A 24,578-nucleotide genomic window follows, 5' to 3' on the forward strand; every position below is an offset into this window, starting at 1 on the left:
CCGTGTCCAGAAGCGCGTGACGCTGTGTTGAGCGACAAGAGGCGATGTCTCCGTTAACGTCGAGGCCAGTCCATGTCGCATGCGCCATGACAAGACAATCACGCGCTTGACGACAGGAGTGCCGTACGGCGGGCGGAGCCCCGATAGGACTATTCAGAAGCGGATACGAGCGTCTCACATGAGGATGTGGTGAACCGCCAGCTCCGCTGCGGTGATCCCCAGAAAGGTGATCGTATCGGACCCGATCGTCGCCACCGCATTGCCATTCACGTCTCGGGTCTGGATCCCACTGGCCGGCGTCAATCCCGACCACTCGATCCGGTCCCGAGCGACATCGAAATCGTTGATGACGTCTTTGCCGAACCCGGTGCCGAATACGAACGTGTCGGCACCACGGCCACCGATCAGCGTATCATTGCCGGCACCGCCGATGATACGATCATCACCGCTTCCACCCTTGATGATATCGCCCCCCAGGCCGCCCGTCAGCCAGTTGCCATTATCATTGCCGTAAAGGCGCATGCCACCGTCATGGGCGACTCCCCGTGTCGCGGCGCCGGCCAGCACCAGCTGTTCGACATTCGTGGGAGCCGTGTAATCAACACTGCTCAGAACGATATCGTGACCGCCGCCCGCCAGTTCGATCACGACATCGCCGGCGTTGTCGACGATGTAGTAATCGTCGCCGGTGCCACCGATCAGCCGGTCCGCGCCCTTGCCGCCGTCGAGCCTGTCGTTGCCCGCGCCGCCATCGAGCGTATTGTCCAGATCGTTGCCCAGCAGGGCGTTGTTCAGGTCGTTGCCGGTGCCGACCCGTGCGCCGCCAGTCAGCGTAAGGTTCTCCAAATGAGCGCCGAGCAGATAGTCGATCGACGAGGACACCGTGTCGATGCCGTCGTCGAGCAATTCGATCACCTTGTCGCCGATATCGTCGACGAGGTACGAGTCATTGCCGGCTCCACCGTACATCGTGTCGGCCCCGGCACCTCCCTTCAGCACGTCGTTCCCGCCAAAGCCATAAAGCAGATTGTCGAACGCATTGCCGACGATCACGTTTTTTCCATCGTTGCCAAAGGCTTTTATGGCAGTGCCGGTGAGGAAGAGATTTTCCAGGTTGAGGCCCAGCGTATAATCAACCGCGGAATAGACGGTATCCGTGCCACCGTCCTGTCCTTCCGAGATAAAATCATCGGCGTCCGTGACAAAGAAGGTGTCATCCCTGTCGGTTCCGAACAGCGCCTTCACCGGCTTCGGCGTGATGATTTTCATCAGCTCTGCCGCCTTCAATCCGGTGAAGGCGATGCTATTGGTGCCGAAGGTCACGGTCGCGATACCACCGATGTCGGTGATGACCGGCATCTGGCCGGCCGCCTTCAGCGCGGACCAATCGACCTTGTCCTCGCCGATCTTGAAGTCAGTAATGACGTCGCGACCGAAGTTTCCTGCAAATACGAAGACGTCGCTGCCGGACCCACCCGTCAGTTTATCGTTGCCCGCACCGCCGACGATGTAATCGTTGCCCGCCTTGCCATCGATCACATCGTTACCGGCCCCGCCGGTCAGCACGTTCGCCAGTTCGTTACCATATAGGTAATTGCCCGCATCATTGGCGGTTCCGCGAATGGCGGTGCCGCTGAGCGTGAGTTGTTCGACATTCAGGGGCACGATATAGTCGACACTCGACCAGATCATGTCGAAGCCTTCCCCGGCTTTTTCGATGATGACGTCACCGGCATTGTCGATGTAATAGCCGTCGTTGCCGGTTTCGCCGATCAGCGTGTCCGCGCCGATCCCGCCATCGAGACGATCATTGCCCGCGCCGCCCACCAGGATATTGGCTGAGGCGTTGCCCGTGAGCACGTTATCGAGTTCGTTGCCGGTACCGCGCAACGCATCGCCGGCAAGAGTGAGATTCTCGATATTCCGGCCAAGGGTGTAGTTGATATTCGCAATGACGGTGTCGGTGCCCTCGCCGACATTCTCGAAGACGATATCGCCCGCATCGTCGACGATATACGTATCGTTGCCGATACCGCCGATCAGGGTATCTGCACCAAATCCCCCATCGAGACGGTCGTTTCCCGCCTCTCCGATCAGGATATTATCCCGATCATTCCCGATGATGACGTTGTTCACATCGTTGCCGGTGCCCTTCACTGCCTGGCCGGTCAGCGTCAGGTTCTCCAGGTTCGTGCCAAGAACATAGTCGATCGCCGATTTGACGAGGTCTGTTCCTTCGCCGGATCGTTCGACGATCCTGGTCTTGGTGGTGCTGACGATATAGGTATCGTTCCCGGTCATGCCGGTCAGGGTCACGGCGCCCGCGGCATCACTCAAAACGTCCGCACGAACGCTGCCGGTGACGCTGGCACCGGCCTCCGCCGCTACTTCATCCAGCGTATAGGCGCGGATATAGTCGATCTGCAGGTCCGACCCCTGGTAATCCGCCGTCGCAGAGACATCGACGGCGAGATTGACGATGAGGTACATCGGCCCGTGCATGTCGGGTGGAGTATCGATCGTCTTCACGGCGACACCGTCGAGATACCAGGTGACCGTTTCCTTAGTCCAGAGCACACCGTAATTATGGAATTCGCTGGTCGAGGTCGGCGTGAAGATGGCGCCACTCTGGCGCTGGTGGGTGCCCGTCGCATAATCGTGCGTCGTCGCCGTCCAGGTGGAGTCCGACGCCCGCTTCTCCATCACGTCCAGTTCCGACGCGTTCGTGCCCGCAGTGTACAACCAGAATGCGGGGAAGGCAGGGGACTCGGGCGGCAGCTTCAGCCGCGCTTCGAAATAGCCATAGGTCTGGGTAAACGTGTTCCGCGTGGTCAGCCCGCCAGAGGTGAACTTGTACCCCCACATCTGGGCGCTATCGGCTTCGGCGGCCGGACGCGATCGGATCGTCAGCACGCCGTCATCCACCGAGAACGGATTCAGGCCGAGCGCAGTAGCGCCTGTGCCCTTGAAGGTCGGATCGACATTGACCTGTTTTTCGCCGGTTGCGATGAAAGTGCGGGCATCCCGGCCGTTGGTATCCCCGCCGAAGCCGTAATCGGTCCGCCAGATCGTGGCCGCGTCACCGGAACCGGCATCCAGCGTATTGAAATCATCGCTGAAGGCGAGCTTGAACTTTGAGACGTCGAGCGACAGCTGAAAATTCTCGGCGACGAACGCCTCGACTTTGGTATCCGCGAACTTGACCGCATTTTCGGCGTCGAGCTTCAGCACGACATCGTTGCCCACCTGCGTCAACGCGGCTTTCACATCGGCGAAGCTCTTGAACTGGCTGTAGCCGGTCAACCGGACGATATCCGCAGGCATCGCCACCGTATTCGTACCGGCATGGAAATCGGTGATGACATCGTAACCGGATTTCGCGCTGAATACGAAAGTGTCTCCGCCCCCCTTGCCGGTCATGACGTCGTTACCCTCACCGCCGTCGATGCTCTGCGCAGCACTGTTGCCGATGATATAGTTGGCGAGGCCGTTTCCGATCACGCCGGCTCTCGCAAAATTGACGATCATGTTTTCGACATGGTCCGGCATGACGTAGTCGCTGACGACGTACACCGTATCTACGCCTTCGCCTTCGCGCTCGATTATCCTGGTGGCACTGGTAACGCCGTAATATGTGTCGTCTCCCAGACCGCCACCGAGCGTATAGCTGCCGATGCCGGGATAGATGAAGTCATCCCCGGCGGTTCCGTTGATAACGGTATCGGGCAACATGGCAGCCATGTTCTGTAGCTTGGTTCCGGTTCTGCTGGTGAGAACGGGATTTCCAAAAAAATCAACGGGTAACATGCTGCCAACGCTCCTGCACTCTGGCGAGCGTATATGGCGCCAGTCTGTTCCGTTGACCCTTAAACTATTGGTTTTCGATGCGTTTAGCATCAATGCTCGCGGAACCGCGGCTATCTTGCAGTATCCGGAGGGTACGACGCATCACCACGTCGGTATCGGCATGGGTCTCGGCATAGCGCCGTCCATTCTCTCCCAGCACGCGCCGGCGCTCGACGTCGCCCAGCAGCGCGATGACGGCGTCGGCGAACGCCTGCGCATCATAGGGGGGCACCAGATCAAAGGCGGCGCTGTCCTCCGCCAACCGCGCGATCGAGGAATCACGCCCGGCGGTGGTCACGAAAGGCCGGCCGGCTGCCATGATCGCAAATGCTTTGCTGGGAACCGCGAAATCGCCTCCGTCGGCGATTTGGGGGACGAGGTGGACATCTCCCTCGGCAAGGGCCTCGGATATCCGCTCGACCGGTACCAGCGGCATCATGCGGACATTGTCGAGCTTCTCCTGGGCGATCCGTGCGATCATATCCGCTTTCATCGCACCTTCGCCGCGAACGACGATCACGATTTCCGGTGCGTCGCGCAGGAGGATGGCCGCCAGGTCCAGAAGCTGACCCAACCCCTGCTTGCGGCCGAGATTGCCGCTGTACATGAGCGTCGGAGGTGCGTTCAGAGGGCGGGGCAGGGGGCGGATGGCTTGGCAATCGACCTGCGGCGGCAGTATCGTCAGTGGCGTGTGGATACCGAGCGCCGTCAGAGAGTCGGCCATCGCCTGCGACAGGACGATCAGGTGATCGGCACGATTGAGCGACCATCGCTCGACCCGACGCAACACACCCAGCACCGCACGCACCGCTCTGGAGCCCAATGCCGCACCCAGCCCGGACTGGATGTCGTGCACCACCACCACGTGACGTCCGCCCCGTCGCCGAAAGGCCAAGGCCGCGACCACGGTGAGAATCGAAGGACACAGTGAAATCACCTGCGCGCTCGGCGTCAATCGACCCGTAATCCGGGCGAAGAGGAGCTGCGCCGCGAACCGAGCTTCCGGTATCACCCGTCCGAGCAGCCCGGCGCCCCGTGGCGGATTCGCGGCATAGCGCCGCACCGCGACCCCGTTCTCCACCGCCTGATCCCGCTGGCCATGTTCGTAGCCGGCAAAAATGCGCGTTTCAGGATAGCTGGGCCGGGACGTTACGACCTCGGTCGGCAGGTTCTGGGCCGCCAGCCACTCTGCCAGCTGCTGGAGCGGCGGTGCGCTTCCGGTCGGCTCGGGGGCATAATGACGGGTCAGGATCAGTATCCGTTCACCCTTCATGATGTCGCGGCCCGCACCTCGTTTTCCACGAACCATTGATAGGTGGCGGCGATGCCGTCCGCGAGCGCGATCGTCGGCTGCCAGCCCAGCGCCTTGAGCTTGGCTGCGCTCATCAGCTTGCGCAGGGTGCCGTCGGGCTTGCTCTCGTCGCGAACGATGCCGCCTTCGAAGCCGACGGCGCGCGCCACCATTTCGGTCAGCTCCAGGATCGTCACGTCGCTGCCCGATCCGACATTGACGTGTCCGTCGTCCGAATACGTCTTCATCAGGAAGACGCACGCATCCGCAAGATCGTCGACATGCAGGAATTCACGACGCGGCGTGCCCGTGCCCCAGATCTCGATCGTCTCCGCGCCATCCCGTTTCGCCTGATGCGCCTTGCGGATGATGGCCGGCAGCACATGGCTGCTTTTCAGATCGAAATTGTCGCCGGGACCGTAAAGGTTGGTCGGCATCGCAGAGATGAAGTCGCGGCCGTGCTGGCGGCGATAGGCCTGCGCCAGCTTGATACCGGCGATCTTGGCGATCGCATACCATTCGTTGGTCGGCTCCAGCGAACCCGTCAGAAGCGACGATTCCTCGATCGGCTGGTCCGCGAACTTGGGATAGATGCACGACGATCCCAGGAACATCAGCTTGCCGACATCGCTGCGATGCGCCGCCTCGATGACGTTGGCCTCGATCATGAGGTTGTCGTAAAGGAAATCGGCCGGATAGCTGTCATTGGCGAGGATGCCTCCGACCTTGGCCGCGGCCAGGAACACGGCATCCGGCCTTTCGCGTGCGAACCAGTCCCGAACGCCGCGCTGATCCATCAGGTCGAGTTCGCCGCGGGTCGCGGTGACGACGGTGCAATCCTCGGAGGCCAGCCGGCGCACGATCGCGGAGCCGACCATGCCGCGATGGCCGGCGACGAACACGCGTTTGCCGGCAAGATCATAGGATCGACCGATCATCGCCTTACACCCCCTTGGCGATCGGTGCGTCGCGCATCAGCTCGAGATCGGCCTGCACCATCTCGCGCGCCAGCTCACGCACCGGGGTCTCATGAACCCAGCCCAGCCTAGTCTTCGCCTTCGTCGCATCCCCGATCAGCAGGTCGACCTCGGTCGGACGGAAATAGCGCGGGTCGATCTCGACCAGGCACTTGCCCGTCCGGGTGCAATACCCCTTCTCGTCGACGCCTTCGCCCTCCCAGCGCAATGCGATCCCGACATCCTCGAACGCCCATTCGACGAAGGTGCGCACCGGCGTCGTCTCGCCCGTCGCCAGCACGTAATCGTCCGGCTCGTCCTGCTGCAGCATCAGCCACATGCCACGGACATATTCGCGCGCATGACCCCAGTCGCGCTTGGCATCCAGATTGCCCAGCCACAGCTTGTCCTGCCGCTCCAGCTTGATGGCGGCGGCCGCCCGCGTGATCTTGCGGGTCACGAACGTCTCGCCGCGCAGCGGGCTCTCATGGTTGAACAGGATCCCGTTCGAGGCGTGCATCCCATACGCCTCGCGGTAGTTCACGACGATCCAGTAGGCGTACATCTTGGCGGCGCCATAGGGCGAACGCGGATAGAAGGGCGTCGTCTCCTTCTGCGGCACTTCCTGCACGAGGCCGTACAGCTCCGACGTCGACGCCTGATAGAAACGCGTCACCTTCTCCCGGCCGAGAATCCGGATCGCCTCCAGCAGGCGCAACGTCCCGATGCCGTCGGCATTGGCGGTGTATTCCGGCGTCTCGAAGCTGACCGCGACATGGCTCTGCGCGGCTAGGTTGTAGATCTCGTCCGGCTGCGTCTGCTGCACCAGGCGGATCAGGTTCGTCGAATCCGTGAGATCGCCGTAATGCAGGTGAAAGCGCGCGCCCTCGACATGGGGGTCCTGGTAAATCCCCTCGATACGGCCCGTGTTGAACGACGACGAACGGCGCTTCACACCGTGAACCACATACCCCTTCGCCAGCAGCAACTCCGCCAGATATGCCCCGTCCTGACCGGTCACGCCGGTGATGAGAGCAACCTTAGCGCCTTCGGCCATGTCCGTCGTTCCTTGAATCGCCTGTGCAGGCTCAGGCTCTGGGCGTGCACCCACCTAATCAGCGCCTTCGCACCCGCAGCAGCGCCTTTCCCATCATTACCAAGAAGAAGCAAGCAGACCCCGGCCGGCCGTGACGACGATCGGTGCCCGAATGCCCCGGGATATTGCATCATCGACTTGTCGCACACCGCACGATAGTGAGGCGCCAATTCGGAGGAGCCTACATGATCGCGGTCGCGGTATGCACGTATAAACGGCCCGATGGGCTGGCACGACTGCTGAACGCCTTTGTAGATCTGCGGCTGACTGGCGAAGCCGCATTTATCGTCGTCGACAATGACGGCAACGATCCGGGCGTTCCGGCCCTGATCGACGATTTCCGCCAACGCGTCCCACACGACGTCCTTTATGTCGTCGAGAAGGAGCCGGGCATCTCGGCCGCGCGCAATGCGGCCTTTCGTACGGCCCGTGCAGCAGGCGCGACGACGCTGGCGATGCTGGATGACGACGAATGGCCCGCGCCGGACTGGGTAGAGGCGCTGCTGCGCGAACGCGACCGTACCGGAGCCAAGATCGTAGGCGGGCCGGTCACGCCCGTATTTTCCGCGGCAAATGCCTCGCTTGACCGAAATGCGCGCTTCTGGTCGGTCGAACGCGAATTTCTGAATGGCAAGCCGTTCGTATTCTGCACCTGCAATTTCCTGATCGAAATGGATGCAGTAGCTATTCTGGGTGCCGAACCCTTCGATGCGGAATTCGGCATCACGGGTGGCGGCGACACGGTGTTTTTCCGCAAGCTGTTCAATGCCGGCGTACCGATGGCATGGGCCGAGGATGCCAGGCTCCATGAAGAAATCCCGGATTCACGCGCCGGCATAAAATGGCTGCGCCAGCGTCGCTATCGTCAGGGCAATGCCGCCGTGCGGTGGGAACAGGAAGCTGCCGTCGATAACGATATAAGCCCCTGGGCACGAACATTGGCGATCGTCGCGCGCCTGCCCGTCTATCCGTTCGTCAGTCGCGAGAAGAGCGACCGGATGCTGGCGTGGCTTCTCGAATTCGACAAGCTGCGCGGCCGGATCGCCGCGCATCGTCATCGCCACTACCAGGAATATCGTCGGGACGGAGCGCCCGACAACAAGGCGTGCCGGTAGGATTCATTACTTTAGAGTCCATGCCCTCACCGAGCGGATGATATAGGATGATGGTTCGGGCTTCAGATCGGGATTACCAGCTCGCGGAGAGATATCGAGGTTGAGCACCCAGTAATGCGGGTCGGTCACGCCCGGGTTGGGTGTGCGCAGCGTTTCCCGTCGATCGATGTAGAAGCGGAATTCGTCGGGCCTCCACAGGACGCCATAGGTATGGGGCGCTTTGCAGAAGGCATCGCGCTCCGCCTCCGTCAGCTTCGGCAGCTTGTCCGCATTGGTCCAGCGCTGCTCGTTACCCGTAACGCCGGCATGGAGCGTCGCAAAAGGTTGCCCCCGGCGATTGATCTCCACAGGACGACCCTGGCTGGTGAGAGTAATGGCGCCGCCATAATGTTCGAACACGTCGATCTCTGCCAGGCGCCCGCCATTCTCAGGCGTTTTCTTGACCGGCAGAAGCCAGAAAGCCGGCCAGCGACCGGGATCACATGGAATGGTCGCATCGATTTCGAAATAGCCGAACGTCTGAGCAAAAGAGGGTTGGCTACTGACAAAAGCCGAAGCCCATTGACGACCTTGCCCGCAACTGGCCCGATCAGCGGCGGAAAAGCGGTAGGCAACGATATGCAAGGCCCCGTCCCGAACCAACGGCGTCCGCGCACCCGGACAATAGCTGTGATCGACGTACATGTCATTGATTCCCGGCCAGGTGCGGCTCGTAGCCCGCTGCTGCTGGCTCCCAAACCGGCCCGTCCGGCGCATTTCCGGCTCCGCCCCGAAATACCCCCATGTCGCCAGCCCCTTGTAGACATGGCCGAAACGGTCGGGCGAAGCGTCACGCGCGAACGTCTGCTCGTAGCTCTTCTTGCCCAGCAAGCCTGGGTCGAGGGTTTGGGGGTCCGTACCAGAACACGCCAGGGGCAGCGCGCCCGCGGCGACGAGGAGACGTAGCGGACGTTGCATGCGGGTCGACTTTCCTTAGCGATGCGCTGGCAACGATTCCGCGGCAGCGCGAACTGCATCGGCAAAGGGCGCAAGACACCGGTCCCAGTCATAACGCTCAACACAGGCTTGTTTGAACAGCCGAAAACGCTCGATAGTGGCGGCCTCGGGTTGAGCCGAGATCTCACGGATCGTCGCTATCATGTCCGCTTTGGTGGGCGTGATCCGGACAAACTCCTCCGCGTGAGGAAGTCCCGCAAACTCCAGCGCGATGTCGCTACGCGATAACAGAATACAGTTTTTTGCGACGTACTCCAACGATTTAAGCTTGAACCCACCAAGAAAGGCATCGGTAATCAGTCCATAACGCACACCCGCCGACCAGGAAAAGTCGGGCTGCGTCCGAAGATCTTCCGCCTCATCTCCCAGGATCGCCAGGGCATTGTCGTCGGATGCGAAAATCGGCACGCCAAGACCAGGCGGTTGGCAGAAATCCGTAAGATCACGACGCTTTCGCCACCATCCATAGGATCCGGTTATGACCGCCTCCCGAAGCAGCGTGGCATGGGCCGGCAGATCGACGACGGGCGGTACCCCCGGCGGTGAAATCCAGACCGGCTGGCGTCGTATTCCGGCTGCCTCCAGCCCGATACGATCCCCTTGGGAAATCAGCACCAGAGTAGCATAGGGATCGGCGTACCAGCGTCGCTCGAACGCGACGGCACAGGGTCGTAACATACGCGCCAGACGCGAGGGATCGGTCGCAGCGACGATCGAATGAACATTATGCGCTGACAGCACGACGGGTACGCCCGCACGCTTCACCGACGGCAGCATGGGAAAGGTGACCTCGTTGCACAGGATGACCACATCCACCCCGCCGGCCGCCAGCCGTTCCGCCACCAGCCGACGATTCCCCCGGCTGATATAACGTGTCGCCTCGGGCGGGTTGCCACCCAGTATCCCGGCCATGCGGCGGAGTTTGCCTACCGACCGGATATGACACGTCTCCACATCCATCGTTCGCTCGAGATACGCCAGGCTGCGGCGATAGACGATCTCGTCTCCCCCATGCGCATCCGTCGCCGGAGCGGGGAGAATGGCAAGGCAACGGAGGCGCTTCTGCTGGAAATCCGTCACCGTCACACCTCACGCATCGTTCTGGGCCCGCGTCGCGTCGCCGGACTACCGGCGTAGATCGAATAGGGCTCGACGTCATCGATTACCGTCGATCGCGCCGCGACCACCGCGCCTTGCCCGACGGTAACGCCCGGATAAACAAAACAATCCGCGGCCAGCCAAGCTTGGTCCTGGATCACGATCGGCTGCGCATAAATGTCGAACGCCGGCGAACGGTGATCGTGAGACCCGGTACAAATGTAACTCCGTTGAGAAATTACGACATCGTGACCGATGGTGATTGGCCCCAATGAATATAGTTCGACGTGATCGCCGATCTGAGCCCGTGCACCAATGGTGACTTTCCACGGATAGGTGATTCTGACCGACTGGCGGATGATGACATCCTCGCCCAGCCGGCATCCGAACAGCCGGAGCAGGAAGTTACGCCATCCATACATGAACTGTGGCGACAGGGAAAACAGGGTCGCCTGCACGAGCCACCAGAGCTGGACGAATACCGCCGACTTTCCACGGAAACCGGCTGGAACCCGGTACCGCGAGAGATCCTGTACTACGGGAGCTGTATCGTTATCGGATCGCATGGGCTAAGCAATTATCCCTGTTGATGAAATCTACCAGCCCATGTCGAGGACAAAAGGCGGCCATATGTCTCCGGATCCGGCTCACGCGCCGACCTCCCGGGACCACCCCATAGCTCAGCGCTACCGTTAATGTATCGATTCGCTACAGGTAGCGCCGATTGCCGCTAGCGCCGAAAGCGAAATCCTTTGTTTTCAAGCAGATAGCAAAACGGCTTCGGAAAGCGATGGGCTTGGGCGCTCAACGTGCATTGCACCGCACCAAGATTTTGGTAATCATTGCAATGACGAGGCGCGTATCGGTCTTTGTTCCCTGTGGTTCGTCAAGCGAGCTGCGCTGGACGTCGCAAAACATAAGGGGTCTGTATGAATAATTTTCTCAAGATTGCCACGATGACTATGACGGGTCTGGCCGCCGTGGCGCTCACGGCACCGGCTCAGGCGGCGACGCCGATCGCCGTCAACGTGGCCCAGCTGTCGCCCGGCGTCTATGGCGCCGACTTCAGCGCGCTAGTAGCCGTTGGCACCAGCTCGACAACCTTCAACCTGATCTTCCCGGTCGCCGGAACCGGCTCGGTGAGCTTCACCAGCACGTTGTCGCGTTTGTCGGGCGTGCAGATCACTGCTGCGACTTTCAATGGCATCAACGTCGATATCACGTCGTTCCCGAGCGGCAGGTTCAGCACGACCTACTCTGGCGGTGACGAAGTTTCGCTTTCGACGGGCAGGACGTTGCCGCTGGTCCTGACGACCTTCGCCCGCTCGACCGGCTACGTGAGCGGAAACATAACCTTCGCCAGCGCCGTGCCGGAACCCGCAAGCTGGGCACTGATGATCGGTGGCTTCGGCGTCATCGGTGGCACCCTTCGTCGCCGCACGGCGCAGGGAACGGCTGCCTATACCGCTGCGTAACAGGGTTGGAGCCATCTCCAGGCTTATGATGCCGAAAGATGGCTCTGCCCGGGTGAGGGTGCCAACCGGCTGGCAATCCTCCATTGAACGACAAAGAAGGGCGATATAGCGAGTCGGGGCGCACCAGCCGTTCACAAGTACGGCGGGATGCGGCATGGTTCGCAACGTCAAAATTTTGATTGGCGCAGCGCCCGGGCTGCTGGTAGCGGAAGTTTAATATGCTGTCGTTGAAGAGTGCTTCAGCGACAGCATAAACGAAGGTTCGATCATGTTCGAGGCCACGTCCATCAATCGACCTGTTCCAGCTATCCAGCCTCCTATGGCGATCCAGCAGGTTGAGTTGCGCATGATCCGCCTGCTCGACATCGTTGTGTCTGCAGCAATGCTCGTTTTTCTTTTTCCCCTGCTTCTTCTGGTTTCCGCGGCGGTCTTCATTGCCGACCCGGGACCGGTGATTTTCAAGCAACGCCGCTTGGGCTGGGGTGGCAACACCTTCTTCTGCTTGAAATTTCGGTCCATGGCTCTGGATGCCGACAAGCGTCTGGCGGCGCTACTCCTGAATAATCCAACCGCGCGCGCCGAATGGGAGCGAGATCATAAACTGAAAGACGATCCGCGAGTTACGAGCATCGGGCGGATATTACGCAAGAGCAGTATCGACGAATTGCCGCAGCTATGGAATGTTCTGCGCGGCGACATGACCTTGGTCGGACCTCGACCGATCGTCGAGGCCGAAATTGTACGTTATGGTCGTTACTTTCAAGATTATTGCCGGGTTCAGCCAGGCTTAACCGGGTTGTGGCAGATCAGCGGTCGGAGTGCGACATCCTACCGCCGCAGGGTCGCGCTCGACGTGATCTACGTTCGATCAAAATCCTTCAAGTTGAATCTGAAGATCTTGTCGATGACCATCCCCAGCGTCTTGCTTCTGAGCGGAGCATATTAGCCTGACGACTGGGAGCACACTGCCCTATAATATCAGAGTGACAAGCAGGCCCCATAAAGCGACGCTGCCTAAAACGCTCGTCATCACACCAAATGCAAGCGATCGGTTCGAACGCGTTATTTCATTATTTTGCTCGGACTGCAGGTGGACCACATGGAAACCACCGGTCGTGCGACCGCGAACGATGTCAGGCTGCAGATAGGCAATGTGTGACATTTTATCCTCTCCTGTCGTTTTTAACGACTATAGAGCCGGCATGTTCCCATAGAAGGAAGCCGTGTGCAACGCCCTTTTGCTCTCAAGATCGAGAGGCTCCGTCGCTTGTGGTAATGCGGATGTTGAAGGGGCAAATATCTAATTCGACGAAAAAAGAGCGGAATTTCGCCACCGCATCCGCAATTTATCGAGATCCCTATCACCTGATGGGTCGTCCTAGGCTCAAGACTCTTTGGTCATAACCAGAAGATGACGGTGGCCGCGAGCGCGACGGCAGAGAAGAAGACGGTTGGGCAGCGGTCGTAGCGAGTGGCGACGCGGCGCCAATCCTTCAGACGGCCGAACATGATCTCGATGCGGCTGCGGCACCGGTAGCGACGCTTGTCGTATCTGACCGGCTCGTTACGCGATTTCCGACCTGGGATGCAGGGCTGGATGCCTTTGGCTTCCAGGGCATCCCTGAACCAGTCGGCATCATAGCCACGGTCGCCGAGCAGCCACTGCGCCTTCGGAAGGTCGTCGAGGAGGGCTGCCGCGCCAGTGTAGTCGCTGACCTGCCCGGCGGTCATGAAGAAACTCAGGGGCCGCCCATCCGCATCCCTGACGGCGTGCAGTTTGGTGTTCATGCCGCCTTTGGTGCGGCCGATCAGGCGGCCGAGATCCCCTTTTTAACCCGCAGGCTCGATGCCGTGCGGTGTGCCTTCAGGTAGGTCGCGTCGATCATGACTGTCTTCGGCACGGCCTCCGCTGCCGCGAGACCCTCCATCACACGGAGGAAAACGCCCCGTTCACCCCAGCGCTTCCACCGGTTGTACAGCGTCTTGTGCGGACCATACGCGCTCGGTGCATCACACCAGCGCAGTCCGTTGCGATTGACGAAGACGATGCCACTCAGCACCCGCCGGTCATCGACCCGCGGCTTGCCATGGCTCCTGGGGAAGTACGGCCGCAGGCGCGCCATCTGCTCATCCGTCAGCCAGTACAGGTCGCTCATCCACGCTCTCCTCACGGAGCCTGAATCAGATCGCGCCTCTCACATCAATGGGTCCTGACCCTAGATACGAATCTCGTGTTTATATGTACCGCTTGTTTGTCTTCGGCAACCGCATCATTTCTATGAAGAAGATATAGAGATTATGCATGCTCCGAGCGGGTCCGCTAGAGCGGTTTTCAGGTGAACTGAATCATCAGGGATTCACGCGGCGAGGGTTTTCTGATTCATGATCCGTGCTGGCGAAGGAGGCTGGCATGAATGGGTCGAGCTTTATCGCGTGATCTGCGGGATCGTGTCGTTGCTGCTGTTGAAGGCGGGCTATCGTGCCGACAGGCGGCGGAGTGGTTCGGTGTCAGCGCGGCGAGCGTGATCCGCTGGCGGCAACTGGTGCTCGCGCATGGCACGCCAGCAGGCAAGGTCAGAGGTGGTGATCGCCGGACAGCAAAGATCGAGGATCATGCAGCCTTCATCCTGGCTGCGATCGAACGGCAGCCGGACTCGACACTGGCGGAGTTGCGGGAGATGCTGGCTGGGCGCGGCGTAAGCGTCAGCATCGCCACGCTGTGGCGTTTCTTTGCCCGGCACGGGATCACGCGCAAAAAAGACCGGCCACGCGACGGAGCAGGGCCGCCCCGACGTCCTGAAGCACCGCGAGGCGTGGTTCGAGGGTCAGCTCGATCTGGATCCCGACACGCTGATCGTCATCGACGAAACCTGGGCATCCACCAACATGGCCCGTGGCCATGGGCGATGCCGACGCGGCCAGCGAATGCGCGCCGGCATTCCCTTCGGGCACTGGAAGACCACCACCTTTACAGCCGGCCTGCGCCGCACCGGCATGGTCGCACCCTGGGTGCTCGACGGGCCGATGAACGCCGATGCGTTCCTCACCTATGTGACCCGTGTTCTCGTACCCGAACTGGAACGCGGTGACATCGTCATCATGGATAACCTGTCGAGCCATAAGACACCCGCCGTGCGCGCCGCCATCGAGAGCAGAGGCGCAACGCTCCTGTTCCTCCCGCCGTACAGCCCCGACTTCAACCCGATCGAGCAGGCATTCCCGAAGCTGAAGGCGCATCTGCGCAAAGCTGCCGAACGGACCATCCATGGCCTGTGGAACGCCATCGGCCGCATCCTCGACCTCTACTCGCCACAGGAATGCGCCAACTACTTCGCCGCCTGCGGGTATGATGCAGACTGATCGAAAACTGCTCTAACGCTGTATTTTTTTTACGGTCATACGCCTTAGCACCGTTATCATCTGGGCCGGAAGCGATCTAATTCTGTCGAATTTCTGGTATTTGTTCAGCTTCTTTTGAAAGCTTGTTATGAATTCGAGTGCTTCATTATGACTTGCAAATAGCTTTTGATCGAACCAGAATTTACTAATCAGAACATGCTGTGGCAAATCAAATCTTGCAATAGCCTTTCTATGTACAGAGAAAAATGGTTCCGCACCATCAGAAGCTACCCGAATTGCAAATTTACAATCATCCACCGAAAAAAGATGGCCCCATACAATTTGACAAAATCGTTGATGGAAATGGAAGAAGTCCTCCAGCTTAATGCCCTTTGACAAAAGCCAGCCTGAATATAAGAAGAATTCTGTGAGTTCTTGTACAACAAATTCGTCCGGAAAGCTCCTCCCTGATTTTTGCTCTATATCTATCATCATGTCGCGAACCAAATTTGTGTCAAAAATAAAGGGCGTTACCGTCGCCGTAAATTGCAATGCATGCTCTTCTGGATTTACGCCTAAGTACTTTAGCACGTAATTTAGAACATCATAAAGAGGATGATCAATGTAGCTATATACATTAACGGTTGGGCGGCCACTTTCATCTTCTAGAAATCTTATATCTAGATTATTAATAAGATGGGTTTTTGCATCAAGAACGACATAACGATCAGACTTAATATAATTTGCTACAGCAAATTTCTGAACCTGCTGACTACGCCAACCCTTGGTCAGAGGTACATTACAAATTTCTTTAGCTTGATAGAAGCGCACTAATGACTTTAGTGGACCATATTCCTCCTTGATCTTACTTATTTGGCTCTGCCCTAGTGGTCTAGAATCGTTATTTATTACTACTATTTCACTAACAATTGTTGGATTTAAATATAACGACATTGAGCGGGCTTGAAGAAGAAGTAATTCTAGTTCAGCCCCGAACACTATCGTGACAAATGCATACTGATGCATAGCAGACCCTTTAATCGCTTTATTATATTCAACCTTAATGGAATCGCACATCTACATCGAAACGCCATCATCGCCAATCAGCCAAACACGAACGTCCTTGAACAGGTATGTAATATAGTTATTACACCTGATAAAGGACATTATCAGATATAATTAGGCAAGCGCACTTTGTGGTGTTCAGAATCGACGGGTTACAGCGCGGAAATCAGCAATGCGTATAGCTGCTCGTAATTGACGGAATAGAGATCGCCCCCTCGCTCAGCGTCGCTCCGGGCCTCATCGTCGACGCCAGCATCTCCTGGCTGGGCCGGCCAAACGGTATGTCGCACGATGCTAGTCGCCAGCGCGTCCAATCCTTCAGCTTCAAAAGCGGCGATGATGTCCTGAGCGATAACGCCATAGTGGAGTACCGCCCGGTTCCCGTCGCGGTCGTATTCGGAGTTCAGGCGGAACGCGCCCAGCAACCCCTTGCAACGTCGCGCCACTGCACGTTCGCGTTCATCGATCGGCCGGATATCACGCTTGACCCGCCGGTCGGACGTCACCCGAAATGCTGTCTGGGTATAGCCGCCTGCCCAAGGCAACGCTGCGGTTCCGCACAAGGTCGCGTTGGGCGCACTGCCTTCAATCGCCTGCGCGCCCCCGCGACCGATCCGGACCACCGGGTGGTCCCCGGCAGCGACAATCCATCCACCACCAGTGTTCGCGTTATGCAGAACGTGATCGTTCGTCGATGTCTGCAGGCGGCCATTGATCCGGCCGGCTTCGTCGCAGAACTGAAGTTGGATCGTGTCGCCCTGCCACCGGGCAGCGACCCCTCGCGCTTCGCGCATCGCGGCAGCGGTGGCTGTAATCAACGGATCAACCGACGTGGGATTGGCGCCGAATGCCAGTCGCCCGTGTCGCAGTGCTGCGACATTGCCCACACCCGGACCACCAATATCCGCTTCGCAATCAATCACCGTACCCGACGCCTGCACGCCGAACACGATTCCAGCCTTGCCACCGGACGTGATCCGTGATGCGATGAAGCTGCCCCGACCGCGCTCGACATGCACCTGCTCCCTAGCACCGGCAATGACCTGACAGCCCAGCATCATTAAGCTCTTGGTCTGATCGGCGCCATTAAAGTAAAGGTTATACTGCCCGGAATTGCTTTCGAAATGCGCGCCGATATAGTTTGTTGAGCCGGCATTCTCATGTTCCACGACTTTCTTGCTATCCCTATCATGGCCGCGTTCGTTGTTTCCTTCGATCTCGCCGCCCCAAAAACTGAAGACGCCGTTCGGATTATTGCTGGTGTATATGGCAGTATCGCATTTTACGATGCGCGTAGAATACAGGTTGATACTGTTCGGCGCAAAATCGGGCGTTTCGGTAGCATATAATCCATAGCCGCTATCGCGCAGCGTCAAATTGTAGGCGTCCCATAACAAGCCACCGGTCGAGCGGACGGCATATCGAAATTGTCGGTATATCCCGTCTGCCAAGAACACGTCCGCGGTGTTTTCGATAGCAACGGCGGCGGAATCGGTGCCTTCCTTTCCCGGACCGGTGAGATTTATCCCCCTGATCCGGGCGTTCAACCGATGCTCGGGTCCAGGATCGGCCAGATCGCCCAGCTTGAAGACGGGCGCGTTACCACCGACGATCTCGCCCCCGTTGGATTGCAGCGTGACGCCGCCATGATAATCGCCGGTCAGGACTATCGGCACCCGACTTGTTATCCTGCCGGTCGGCAGTGTCACTCCACCCGCTTGGAGGCTTTTTTTTACCTCATCGACTGCGCTCTGGATCATGGCGGAACGGTCGGACCCAGGTGGACCGTCGGAAACGGAAGTGTCGGATTGAACCTGCCGGGCGGAAGGGACGCCGGCAGCCAAGCCGCCGAGCATCACGCCAAGCGTGGCGCGCCTGTCGATATTACTGTGCACGTCGTTCACTATCGGGGATGGGCGCTACTTTAACAAGCTGGCCAACCCTTTGCGACCCCGGTTGCTGCGTCGAACGGCTGCCGCGCGTCTATTCCGGTCGGATGGCGACCGACCGTATGACGGCATCCAGCATGCTGCCGCTGGATCCGCCCGACACGACGATGTCGAGATACTGGGCATCGCAACCGGCAGGCAACACGAAATCGCCTGAGATCATGCGGGCGCTTACGCGTTGCGACCACACCGGCTGATCGCCCGGCTGTGCCGGGCATCGGATCTGGGCCCCCACCGCCGCTCCATCGCCTCCCTCGAACTTCGAGAGAACGATGCCGATATGGTATCTCCCTGGCGTGAGATAGAGCAGTTTAGTAGCGATGTTGGTGGTCGTCAGGGCGTTCGCCGACAGGAGTAGTGACGGCTTGCCCGCGTCATCCAAGACTAGGCCGGACGATGCATCCGCCTGCGCCTTGGTCTGCCACCCTATCGCCCCATAGCGTGTGTCCATGTCCGCTTTGTCAAATCCCGGATCGACAAGCCGCAGAGGCGTGGCACCAGGCATCGTCAGGTATATCCGGCGAGCATCGGCGAACCGGTTTTCCGCCACCAGTCGCGCGATCAGTCCCACAGCCTGTTCGTGCGCCATTTGCCGATTTTTAAGCCCGCCCGACTCCACGGTCAGCGCTACCAGCGACCTCAGGTCCTTACTATTGGCGAGCGCATACGACGCAAATTGCGGAGCCCAGATCTCGTCGGTGCCGATATAATGGCCCAGGGCCTCACGGATGGCCGGATCGCTCAGCGTGTTGAGCAAAATCGGGAACAACACATTGTGGCTGGACGGCTTGTTACGAAGAACGATGTCGTAATGGACCAGTGCCGTGCGGATATCGCCGCGCTGGACCGCATCCTCGATCAGCCAGAATTGCGAAGGTGCGTCGCGCCGCGACTGGTGCTGTGCCTGAAGGATCAGAGCGCGGCCGGTCCGCTCGTCCCCACGCGCGGCTGCGACAAAGCCAAGGACCCGCAGCGCTGTTGGATTGAGCGCCTGCAACCGAAGCGCCGAACGGGCCAACTCACCGGTTTCAGGGGTGGGATTTAGCGGCTTCTGCATCAGCAGGCGTTCCGCCCAGCCGCCCACAGCCAGGCTGTCGATCGGCATCATGCGAGCGGCCAATTCCGGGTTTCCACGTCGCACCAGCGTCGATGCCGTCAACGCCAGCGACAGCCCCGCCGCGATCACCCCCAGCGCGGCGACCAGCAATATGCGGGGTAGCGCAAGCCGCGCCAGTGCGGCGCGATAAGGCCCGACGGGCCTCCGGTTCGACTGGCGGGCGCTCGTGGCGCTGTCTCGCCGACGGCTGCTCACGACCTGGCCTTGTCGTCAGCGTCGCCGTCGGCCCGAACGCGGCCGGGTTCAACCAGCCACAGGCAACACAACGCAAAAACGCACATCATGATCGGTGTTCGCAGGGGATAATCCGTCAGGCTGGCCATGACCATCATAGCCAACGCGATGCTGGCCATCCGCGCGATCGTGGTGGCCCGGTCGCTCGAAGACGTCCCGATCCACAGCGACACGGTACGCCACAGATATCCTAGAACACCCGCCAGGATCAGCCCGAAACCAACCACACCGAAGGTGATGCCCACTTCCAAGATGTCGTTATGTGCGTGGTTCCGGTAGGTCGGGCTGATCTGCGCACTCGGCTCGATGATCTGATAGACCTCGACGAAGGATCCCGCGCCCGCGCCGAAGGGTAGATATTTCAATAGCAATTGCTTGCTGACAGACCAGTTGTCGAGGCGCGGATCATGGATCGTGGCCTTGTCGAACAACCGCACAATCGCCTCGGCTCGCGCGAAGTAGAACGTCATGAAGCCGAGCACCAGCAAGCCGGCGATCGTCGCGCCGGCGATCAACAACGTGCGGCGGCGTGCACGCAGCAGCATTGACCCGGCGGCTACACCATAAGCGATGATCGGCACCGCGCCCGCCACGCCGACCAACGACAGCAATAACCCTGATCTGGAGCCGGTTACGAGAACAAGGGGACACAGGACCGCGGCCAACGCCAGCGCCCCCCATAGCCGCAGTTTATATTGCGCCGGATTACCGCTTCCCGTCCGGACCCAGGCCGCAAGCATCGGGAACAGGATGGCGAGCAACAAAGCGGCGTGATTGCGATTGGCGAACAAGCCACCCACTCCGCCGTCGGCGCCAACGCCATAAGGATCGAGAAGGCGGCTTTGGCTGCCGATCGCCTGCAACAGTCCGAACAGACCCGATGCGGCACCGATCACAATGACTACCGACACCAGCCTGAAAAGGTCGGTACGATCAAGTTGACTAGCCAGCAGGAGGACGGCGAGCGGGACAGCTAAACTGACCAGACTCTGCAACGCATTGATTGGTGTGAGCGTAAGCGGTCGCCACTGTCCCGCCAAGCGGCTCAGCGCGTCGCTGCGCGCGATCTCCCCGCGTCCCGGCAAGGCTTGCCACACCCCGGGCGGCAACGGGATCAGGTGCATAAGAATCAGCGCGACCATCGTCGCGAAACCAACGAAAAGCCATGTGCGGCCGATCAGCTGATCGCGACGCAGCGTAAGAAAGGCTAAGGCACATACCAGCATTGCCGCCGGCCTAAGCACCAGCAGGCCTGTCACATCGACGCGCGACGAACCACCGGTGACGGTCACCAGCGCCAGGAAAGCGACGGTGATCCAGAACAGCGGGTGGGGTTTACCAACGGATCGACGAGGGGCGGGCATCTAGCTTTTCCATCAGCGCGAACGTCACCAGGAGGCGGACAGGCCCAGGAGACGGACCGGGAATGCCGGATGTCCATCGGCAGGAACCGCCATCGCAACCGGTACGATCCAGAGGGCTAGTCTGGACGTGCTGGTTTGACAAGCGGACGCCTGTCTGCGGGAGCGGTCGCCCCGCATATCCCCTGCCTCGCCATAAGCCGTCTGGCATTGCGGCTGCAGTCTGGGCGGCTGCAGTCTGGCCGCCGGCCCAAGGGGTGGCACTGACCCGCGATTTCGGCTAGCCGTGCCCCGGCCTCCAGGTCACCGAAACGCCCGGGGCGCGTCGGTGACGCTTAGAAACCGATCAGACACTCTGCCGTGGACAAGGACGATATGCTGCAATTGACATCGCCTGGATGGGTCGACAGGCCTGTCGAGAACGGGCGGCAGCATGGCGAACCAATGGTGCTCGCGCCTCCACCATTGCTGCAATATTGGCAGATCGTCCTGCGGTGGAAGTGGATCATCCTTGGCATCATCGCGGCGGCTTTTACGGTCGGCCTGATCGTTACCTTGCTCACATCACCCCAATATTCTGCAACCTCGCGCATCGAGATCAGCCGCGAGCAGAAAAAATTCACCAACGTGGAGGGAGTAGATTCCCCCATTTCCGATCGCGATCTGGAATTCTACCAGACGCAATACTCACTGTTGCAAGCGCGATCGCTGGCGGAGCGGGTCGCACGAACACTGCGCCTGAGCACGAACGAAGAATTCTTTGCCGCACACGGTGTCGACCTGTCGGGCAGTCTGTTCACTAGCGGTGCCGCGCAAAAATCAGGTGCCGCGGAAACTGCGCGACGCGAAAAGATGGCGGTCGATCTTTTGCTCGATCACATCGCTGTATCGCCGGTTCGCGGATCCTCGCTGGTCGATATTCGCTACGTCAGCGGCTCACCGACAATCTCGGCCCAGATCGCCAATAGCTGGACGCAGCAATTCGTCGCCCAAAGTATCGACCGCCGATTCGCCTCCACAACCGATGCCCGCCAGTTTTTGGAAGGTCGCCTTGCCGATCTGCGGGTCAAGCTTGAGACGTCGGAGCGCGATCTGGTCAATTACGCCGCTCAGAAGGGCATCGTGGCGTTGGGCCGGACCAAGGATGCCGATGGCCGCACCCAGGTCGACCGCACGCTGGTTTCCAGCGATCTGGAAGCGCTGAACGCCGCACTGGCGACGGCGACGGCCGAACGGATCGCCGCGGAAAGCCGCGCGCATCAGCAAAGCGGGGGAGCCAATGCCGATGCGCTGAGCAATCCCACCATTAATGACTTGCGGCAGAAGCGCACCGAGATTGCTGCCGAATATGCCAAGTTGATGGTCAGGTTCGAACCGGATTATCCCAGCGCCAAGGAATTGGCTCAACAGCTGCGTACGGTTGATGCCGGTATCGCGCGCGAGGAAAGCCGCGTCCTGAATAGTCGTTCGTCGGACTATCAATCTGCCGTGCTTCGCGAGAACGCATTGCGGCGGCGGGTCGAACAGCTGAAATCCGGCCTCAGCCGCCAGCAGCAGGATAGCATCCAGTACAATATCTACCAGCGCGAGGCTGACACCAATCGGCAGCTCTATGACGGTCTACTCCAACGCTACAAGGAGATTGGCGTTGCCGGTGTCGGTGCGAACAATATCGCCATCGTCGACCCGGCCCGCGTCCCTGACAGCCCCTCGTCGCCTAACTTCCTCATCAATCTGGCGCTGGCACTGGTCGCCGGGCTTGGCCTTGCTGCGATCGCAACCTTCGCGCTCAACCAGATCGACGAAGGGCTGCGCGATCCAACTCAGGTCGGTCGAATTCTGCAGGTGCCGTTGCTCGGCAGCGTGCCCACCTCGGAGGGCAGCGATACGCTGACCGAGCTTCAGGATACCAAGTCAGCATTGTCCGAGGCCTATCTTAGCATCCGCTCGAATCTGGCCTTTTCGACAGATCATGGCATTCCGCGCGCGCTGATGGTCACGAGCACGCGGGCGTCCGAAGGCAAGAGTACGACCAGCTTCGCGCTGGCGATGGTCTTGGGCCGTACGGGCAAGAGAGTCCTGCTGCTAGACGCTGACATGCGCTCACCCTCGATGCATAGCTTTGCGGGATTGCCCAACGTCACCGGACTTAGCAACTATCTGGCAGGCGCCGACAATTGGCACGAGACGCTGCTCGAAACGCCAAGCCGGGGCGTGACCCTGATGCCGTCCGGACCTACACCGCCGAGCGCAGCCGAGCTGTTGAGCAGCGACCGGATCACCACTCTGATCCGCCAGGCCAGCGAGCAGTTCGATCATATCGTGATCGATTCCCCGCCGATACTGGGTCTGGCCGATGCCCCGCTTCTGACTCGCGCGGTCGAGGGCATCGTGTTTGTCGTGGAAGCAGATGGCGTGCCGATCCGCGGTATCAAAACATCGTTGGCGCGGCTTCAGGCGGTTCACGCGCACGTCTTCGGCGTCGTGCTCACCAAGCTGCAGTCGCGACTCTCCAGCTACGGCTATGGTTACGGCTACAGCTATGGTTATGGATCGAACGACCGCGACGCCTGACCACTGCGAAGTCACGCGGATACCGCGCCGGTCTCACCCCCAAACGACAAGGTTGCTTTCCTGCTATGGAGGATAATTCCAATATCCTGATCACCGGGGGTACCGGCTCCTTCGGCCACACCTTCGTGCCGATGACCTTGGCCAGGTACAAGCCGAAGCGCATTATCATCTTCTCACGCGACGAGATGAAGCAGTGGGAGATGGCCAAGGCGTACAAGGACGATGATCGCGTCCGGTTCTTCATTGGCGACGTGCGCGACAAGGAGCGCCTGTACCGCGCGCTGGACGGCGTCGACTATGTCGTCCATGCCGCCGCGACAAAGATCGTGCCGACCGCCGAATATAATCCGTTCGAGTGCATCAAGACCAACGTCAACGGGGCGATGAACCTTGTCGATGCATGCATCGACAAGGGTGTGAAGCGGGTCGTCGCATTATCGACCGACAAGGCAAGTGCGCCGGCAAATCTATACGGCGCGACCAAGTTGGTGTCGGACAAGATTTTTATTGCCGGAAATTCGTATGTTGGCGGCGACTCCACCCGGTTCGCGGTCGTGCGCTACGGTAACGTCATGGGTTCGCGCGGATCGGTAATCCCCTTCTTCGTGTCGATCCGCGATAAGGGCGTCCTACCCATTACCGATAGTCGCATGACCCGGTTCATGATCTCGCTCGAACAAGGCGTTGAGCTGGTCTGGCATGCCTTTGATGACATGGAGGGCGGCGAAATCTATGTGAAGAAGATCCCTTCCATGAAGGTGACCGACGTTGCCCGGGTAATCGCACCTAGCGCCCGTCAGGACGTGATCGGTATCCGCCCCGGCGAGAAGCTGCATGAGCAGATGATCAGCGAGGAAGATGCCGCCTTTACGTATTCCTATCCCGAGCATTTTAAGATCCTGCCAGCGATCCACAACTGGAGCGACAGCACGCTTCGTATCAAGGACGGCGTGAAGGTTGCCGAAGGGTTTAGCTACACGAGCGACAACAATCCCGAATGGATGACGCCGGACGATCTGCAGGATTGGATAGACATGAACGCTGACAAGATTGGCAAGATCTGAAG

At 59.7% G+C, this 24,578-nt stretch carries 18 protein-coding genes; 6 read left to right on the forward strand and 12 right to left on the reverse strand.

Features of this window, described 5'->3' with window-relative positions; genetic code table 11:
• Nucleotides 1–174: 174 nt before the first annotated feature.
• From ASG07_RS18055 to gmd, 4 genes are all read right to left on the reverse strand, one after another.
• The gene (locus ASG07_RS18055) at nt 175–3,741 is read right to left on the reverse strand and encodes a family 16 glycosylhydrolase (RefSeq protein ID WP_055849536.1); all 3,567 of its coding nucleotides are present in this window, start codon (nt 3,739–3,741) and stop codon (nt 175–177) included.
• A gap of 130 nt (nt 3,742–3,871) precedes the next feature.
• A complete protein-coding gene (locus ASG07_RS16440; RefSeq protein WP_055849539.1) occupies nt 3,872–5,119 on the reverse strand; it encodes a glycosyltransferase in 1,248 nt (415 codons plus the stop codon).
• The gene (gene fcl, locus ASG07_RS16445; RefSeq protein ID WP_055849542.1) at nt 5,116–6,075 is read right to left on the reverse strand and encodes a GDP-L-fucose synthase; all 960 of its coding nucleotides are present in this window, start codon (nt 6,073–6,075) and stop codon (nt 5,116–5,118) included. The genes ASG07_RS16440 and fcl overlap by 4 nt, the downstream gene beginning before the upstream one ends.
• A 4-nt stretch (nt 6,076–6,079) precedes the next feature.
• Nucleotides 6,080–7,150: a GDP-mannose 4,6-dehydratase gene (gmd, locus tag ASG07_RS16450; RefSeq protein ID WP_055849545.1), complete on the reverse strand. Its 1,071-nt coding sequence runs from the start codon at nt 7,148–7,150 to the stop codon at nt 6,080–6,082.
• 224 nt (nt 7,151–7,374) lie between these two features.
• Between gmd and ASG07_RS16455 the strand changes: the two genes are divergently transcribed.
• Nucleotides 7,375–8,304: a glycosyltransferase family 2 protein gene (locus tag ASG07_RS16455; protein ID WP_055849547.1), complete on the forward strand. Its 930-nt coding sequence runs from the start codon at nt 7,375–7,377 to the stop codon at nt 8,302–8,304.
• A 6-nt stretch (nt 8,305–8,310) separates the two neighbouring features.
• Here the strand turns inward: ASG07_RS16455 and ASG07_RS16460 are convergent, their stop codons facing one another.
• Genes ASG07_RS16460 through ASG07_RS16470 form a run of 3 tightly spaced genes read right to left on the reverse strand, consistent with a single transcriptional unit; the run spans nt 8,311 to nt 10,964 of the window.
• Nucleotides 8,311–9,261, reverse strand: coding sequence for a glycoside hydrolase family 16 protein (locus ASG07_RS16460; RefSeq protein ID WP_082474913.1), 951 nt, complete (start codon nt 9,259–9,261; stop codon nt 8,311–8,313).
• A gap of 15 nt (nt 9,262–9,276) precedes the next feature.
• Nucleotides 9,277–10,380: a hypothetical protein gene (locus ASG07_RS16465; protein ID WP_156361927.1), complete on the reverse strand. Its 1,104-nt coding sequence runs from the start codon at nt 10,378–10,380 to the stop codon at nt 9,277–9,279.
• Nucleotides 10,381–10,382: 2 nt separating this feature from the next.
• Complete coding sequence (locus tag ASG07_RS16470; protein WP_055849556.1) at nt 10,383–10,964, reverse strand: putative colanic acid biosynthesis acetyltransferase; 582 nt, start codon at nt 10,962–10,964, stop codon at nt 10,383–10,385.
• 363 nt (nt 10,965–11,327) lie between these two features.
• Here ASG07_RS16470 and ASG07_RS16475 point away from each other — a divergent pair, with 363 nt between their 5' ends.
• Nucleotides 11,328–11,873 (forward strand): PEPxxWA-CTERM sorting domain-containing protein, encoded by a 546-nt coding sequence (locus tag ASG07_RS16475; RefSeq protein WP_156361928.1) that lies wholly within the window; start codon nt 11,328–11,330, stop codon nt 11,871–11,873.
• 319 nt (nt 11,874–12,192) lie between these two features.
• The gene (locus tag ASG07_RS16480; RefSeq protein ID WP_201781056.1) at nt 12,193–12,819 is read left to right on the forward strand and encodes a sugar transferase; all 627 of its coding nucleotides are present in this window, start codon (nt 12,193–12,195) and stop codon (nt 12,817–12,819) included.
• Between the two features lie 452 nt (nt 12,820–13,271).
• Here ASG07_RS16480 and ASG07_RS17095 read toward each other — a convergent pair.
• Nucleotides 13,272–14,029, reverse strand: a protein-coding gene (locus tag ASG07_RS17095) for an IS5 family transposase (protein ID WP_156361929.1) whose coding sequence is annotated in 2 segments (ribosomal slippage) — nt 13,272–13,696 and nt 13,696–14,029 — 759 coding nt in all. Because the reading frame shifts where the segments join, the coding sequence is not laid out codon by codon here.
• A 258-nt stretch (nt 14,030–14,287) separates the two neighbouring features.
• Here ASG07_RS17095 and ASG07_RS16495 point away from each other — a divergent pair.
• Nucleotides 14,288–15,233 (forward strand): IS630 family transposase gene (locus tag ASG07_RS16495; RefSeq protein WP_156361930.1). Its coding sequence is split into 2 segments (ribosomal slippage): nt 14,288–14,625 and nt 14,624–15,233, totalling 948 coding nucleotides; the frame shifts between segments, so codons are not numbered across the junction.
• Between the two features lie 12 nt (nt 15,234–15,245).
• Here the strand turns inward: ASG07_RS16495 and ASG07_RS17355 are convergent.
• The 4 genes from ASG07_RS17355 to ASG07_RS17100 form a co-directional block, all read right to left on the reverse strand.
• The gene (locus tag ASG07_RS17355; RefSeq protein WP_156361931.1) at nt 15,246–16,289 is read right to left on the reverse strand and encodes a DUF6492 family protein; all 1,044 of its coding nucleotides are present in this window, start codon (nt 16,287–16,289) and stop codon (nt 15,246–15,248) included.
• Between the two features lie 140 nt (nt 16,290–16,429).
• On the reverse strand, nt 16,430–18,172 hold the full coding sequence (locus tag ASG07_RS16500) for a tail fiber domain-containing protein (protein WP_168377378.1): 1,743 nt from the start codon (nt 18,170–18,172) through the stop codon (nt 16,430–16,432).
• Between the two features lie 88 nt (nt 18,173–18,260).
• Nucleotides 18,261–19,433 carry a hypothetical protein gene (locus tag ASG07_RS16505; protein WP_055849570.1) on the reverse strand — a complete coding sequence of 391 codons (1,173 nt, stop codon included), beginning with the start codon at nt 19,431–19,433 and terminating at the stop codon, nt 18,261–18,263.
• 101 nt (nt 19,434–19,534) lie between these two features.
• Nucleotides 19,535–20,941: an O-antigen ligase family protein gene (locus tag ASG07_RS17100; RefSeq protein WP_082474915.1), complete on the reverse strand. Its 1,407-nt coding sequence runs from the start codon at nt 20,939–20,941 to the stop codon at nt 19,535–19,537.
• A 357-nt stretch (nt 20,942–21,298) separates the two neighbouring features.
• Between ASG07_RS17100 and ASG07_RS16520 the strand changes: the two genes are divergently transcribed.
• Together ASG07_RS16520 and pseB are read left to right on the forward strand one after the other, a co-directional pair.
• Nucleotides 21,299–23,512 carry a GumC family protein gene (locus tag ASG07_RS16520; protein WP_236694758.1) on the forward strand — a complete coding sequence of 738 codons (2,214 nt, stop codon included), beginning with the start codon at nt 21,299–21,301 and terminating at the stop codon, nt 23,510–23,512.
• Nucleotides 23,513–23,577: 65 nt separating this feature from the next.
• Nucleotides 23,578–24,576 (forward strand): UDP-N-acetylglucosamine 4,6-dehydratase (inverting), encoded by a 999-nt coding sequence (gene pseB, locus ASG07_RS16525; protein ID WP_055849577.1) that lies wholly within the window; start codon nt 23,578–23,580, stop codon nt 24,574–24,576.
• Nucleotides 24,577–24,578 lie beyond the last annotated feature (2 nt).

Source organism: Sphingomonas sp. Leaf343 (assembly GCF_001423765.1).
GTDB lineage: Bacteria > Pseudomonadota > Alphaproteobacteria > Sphingomonadales > Sphingomonadaceae > Sphingomonas.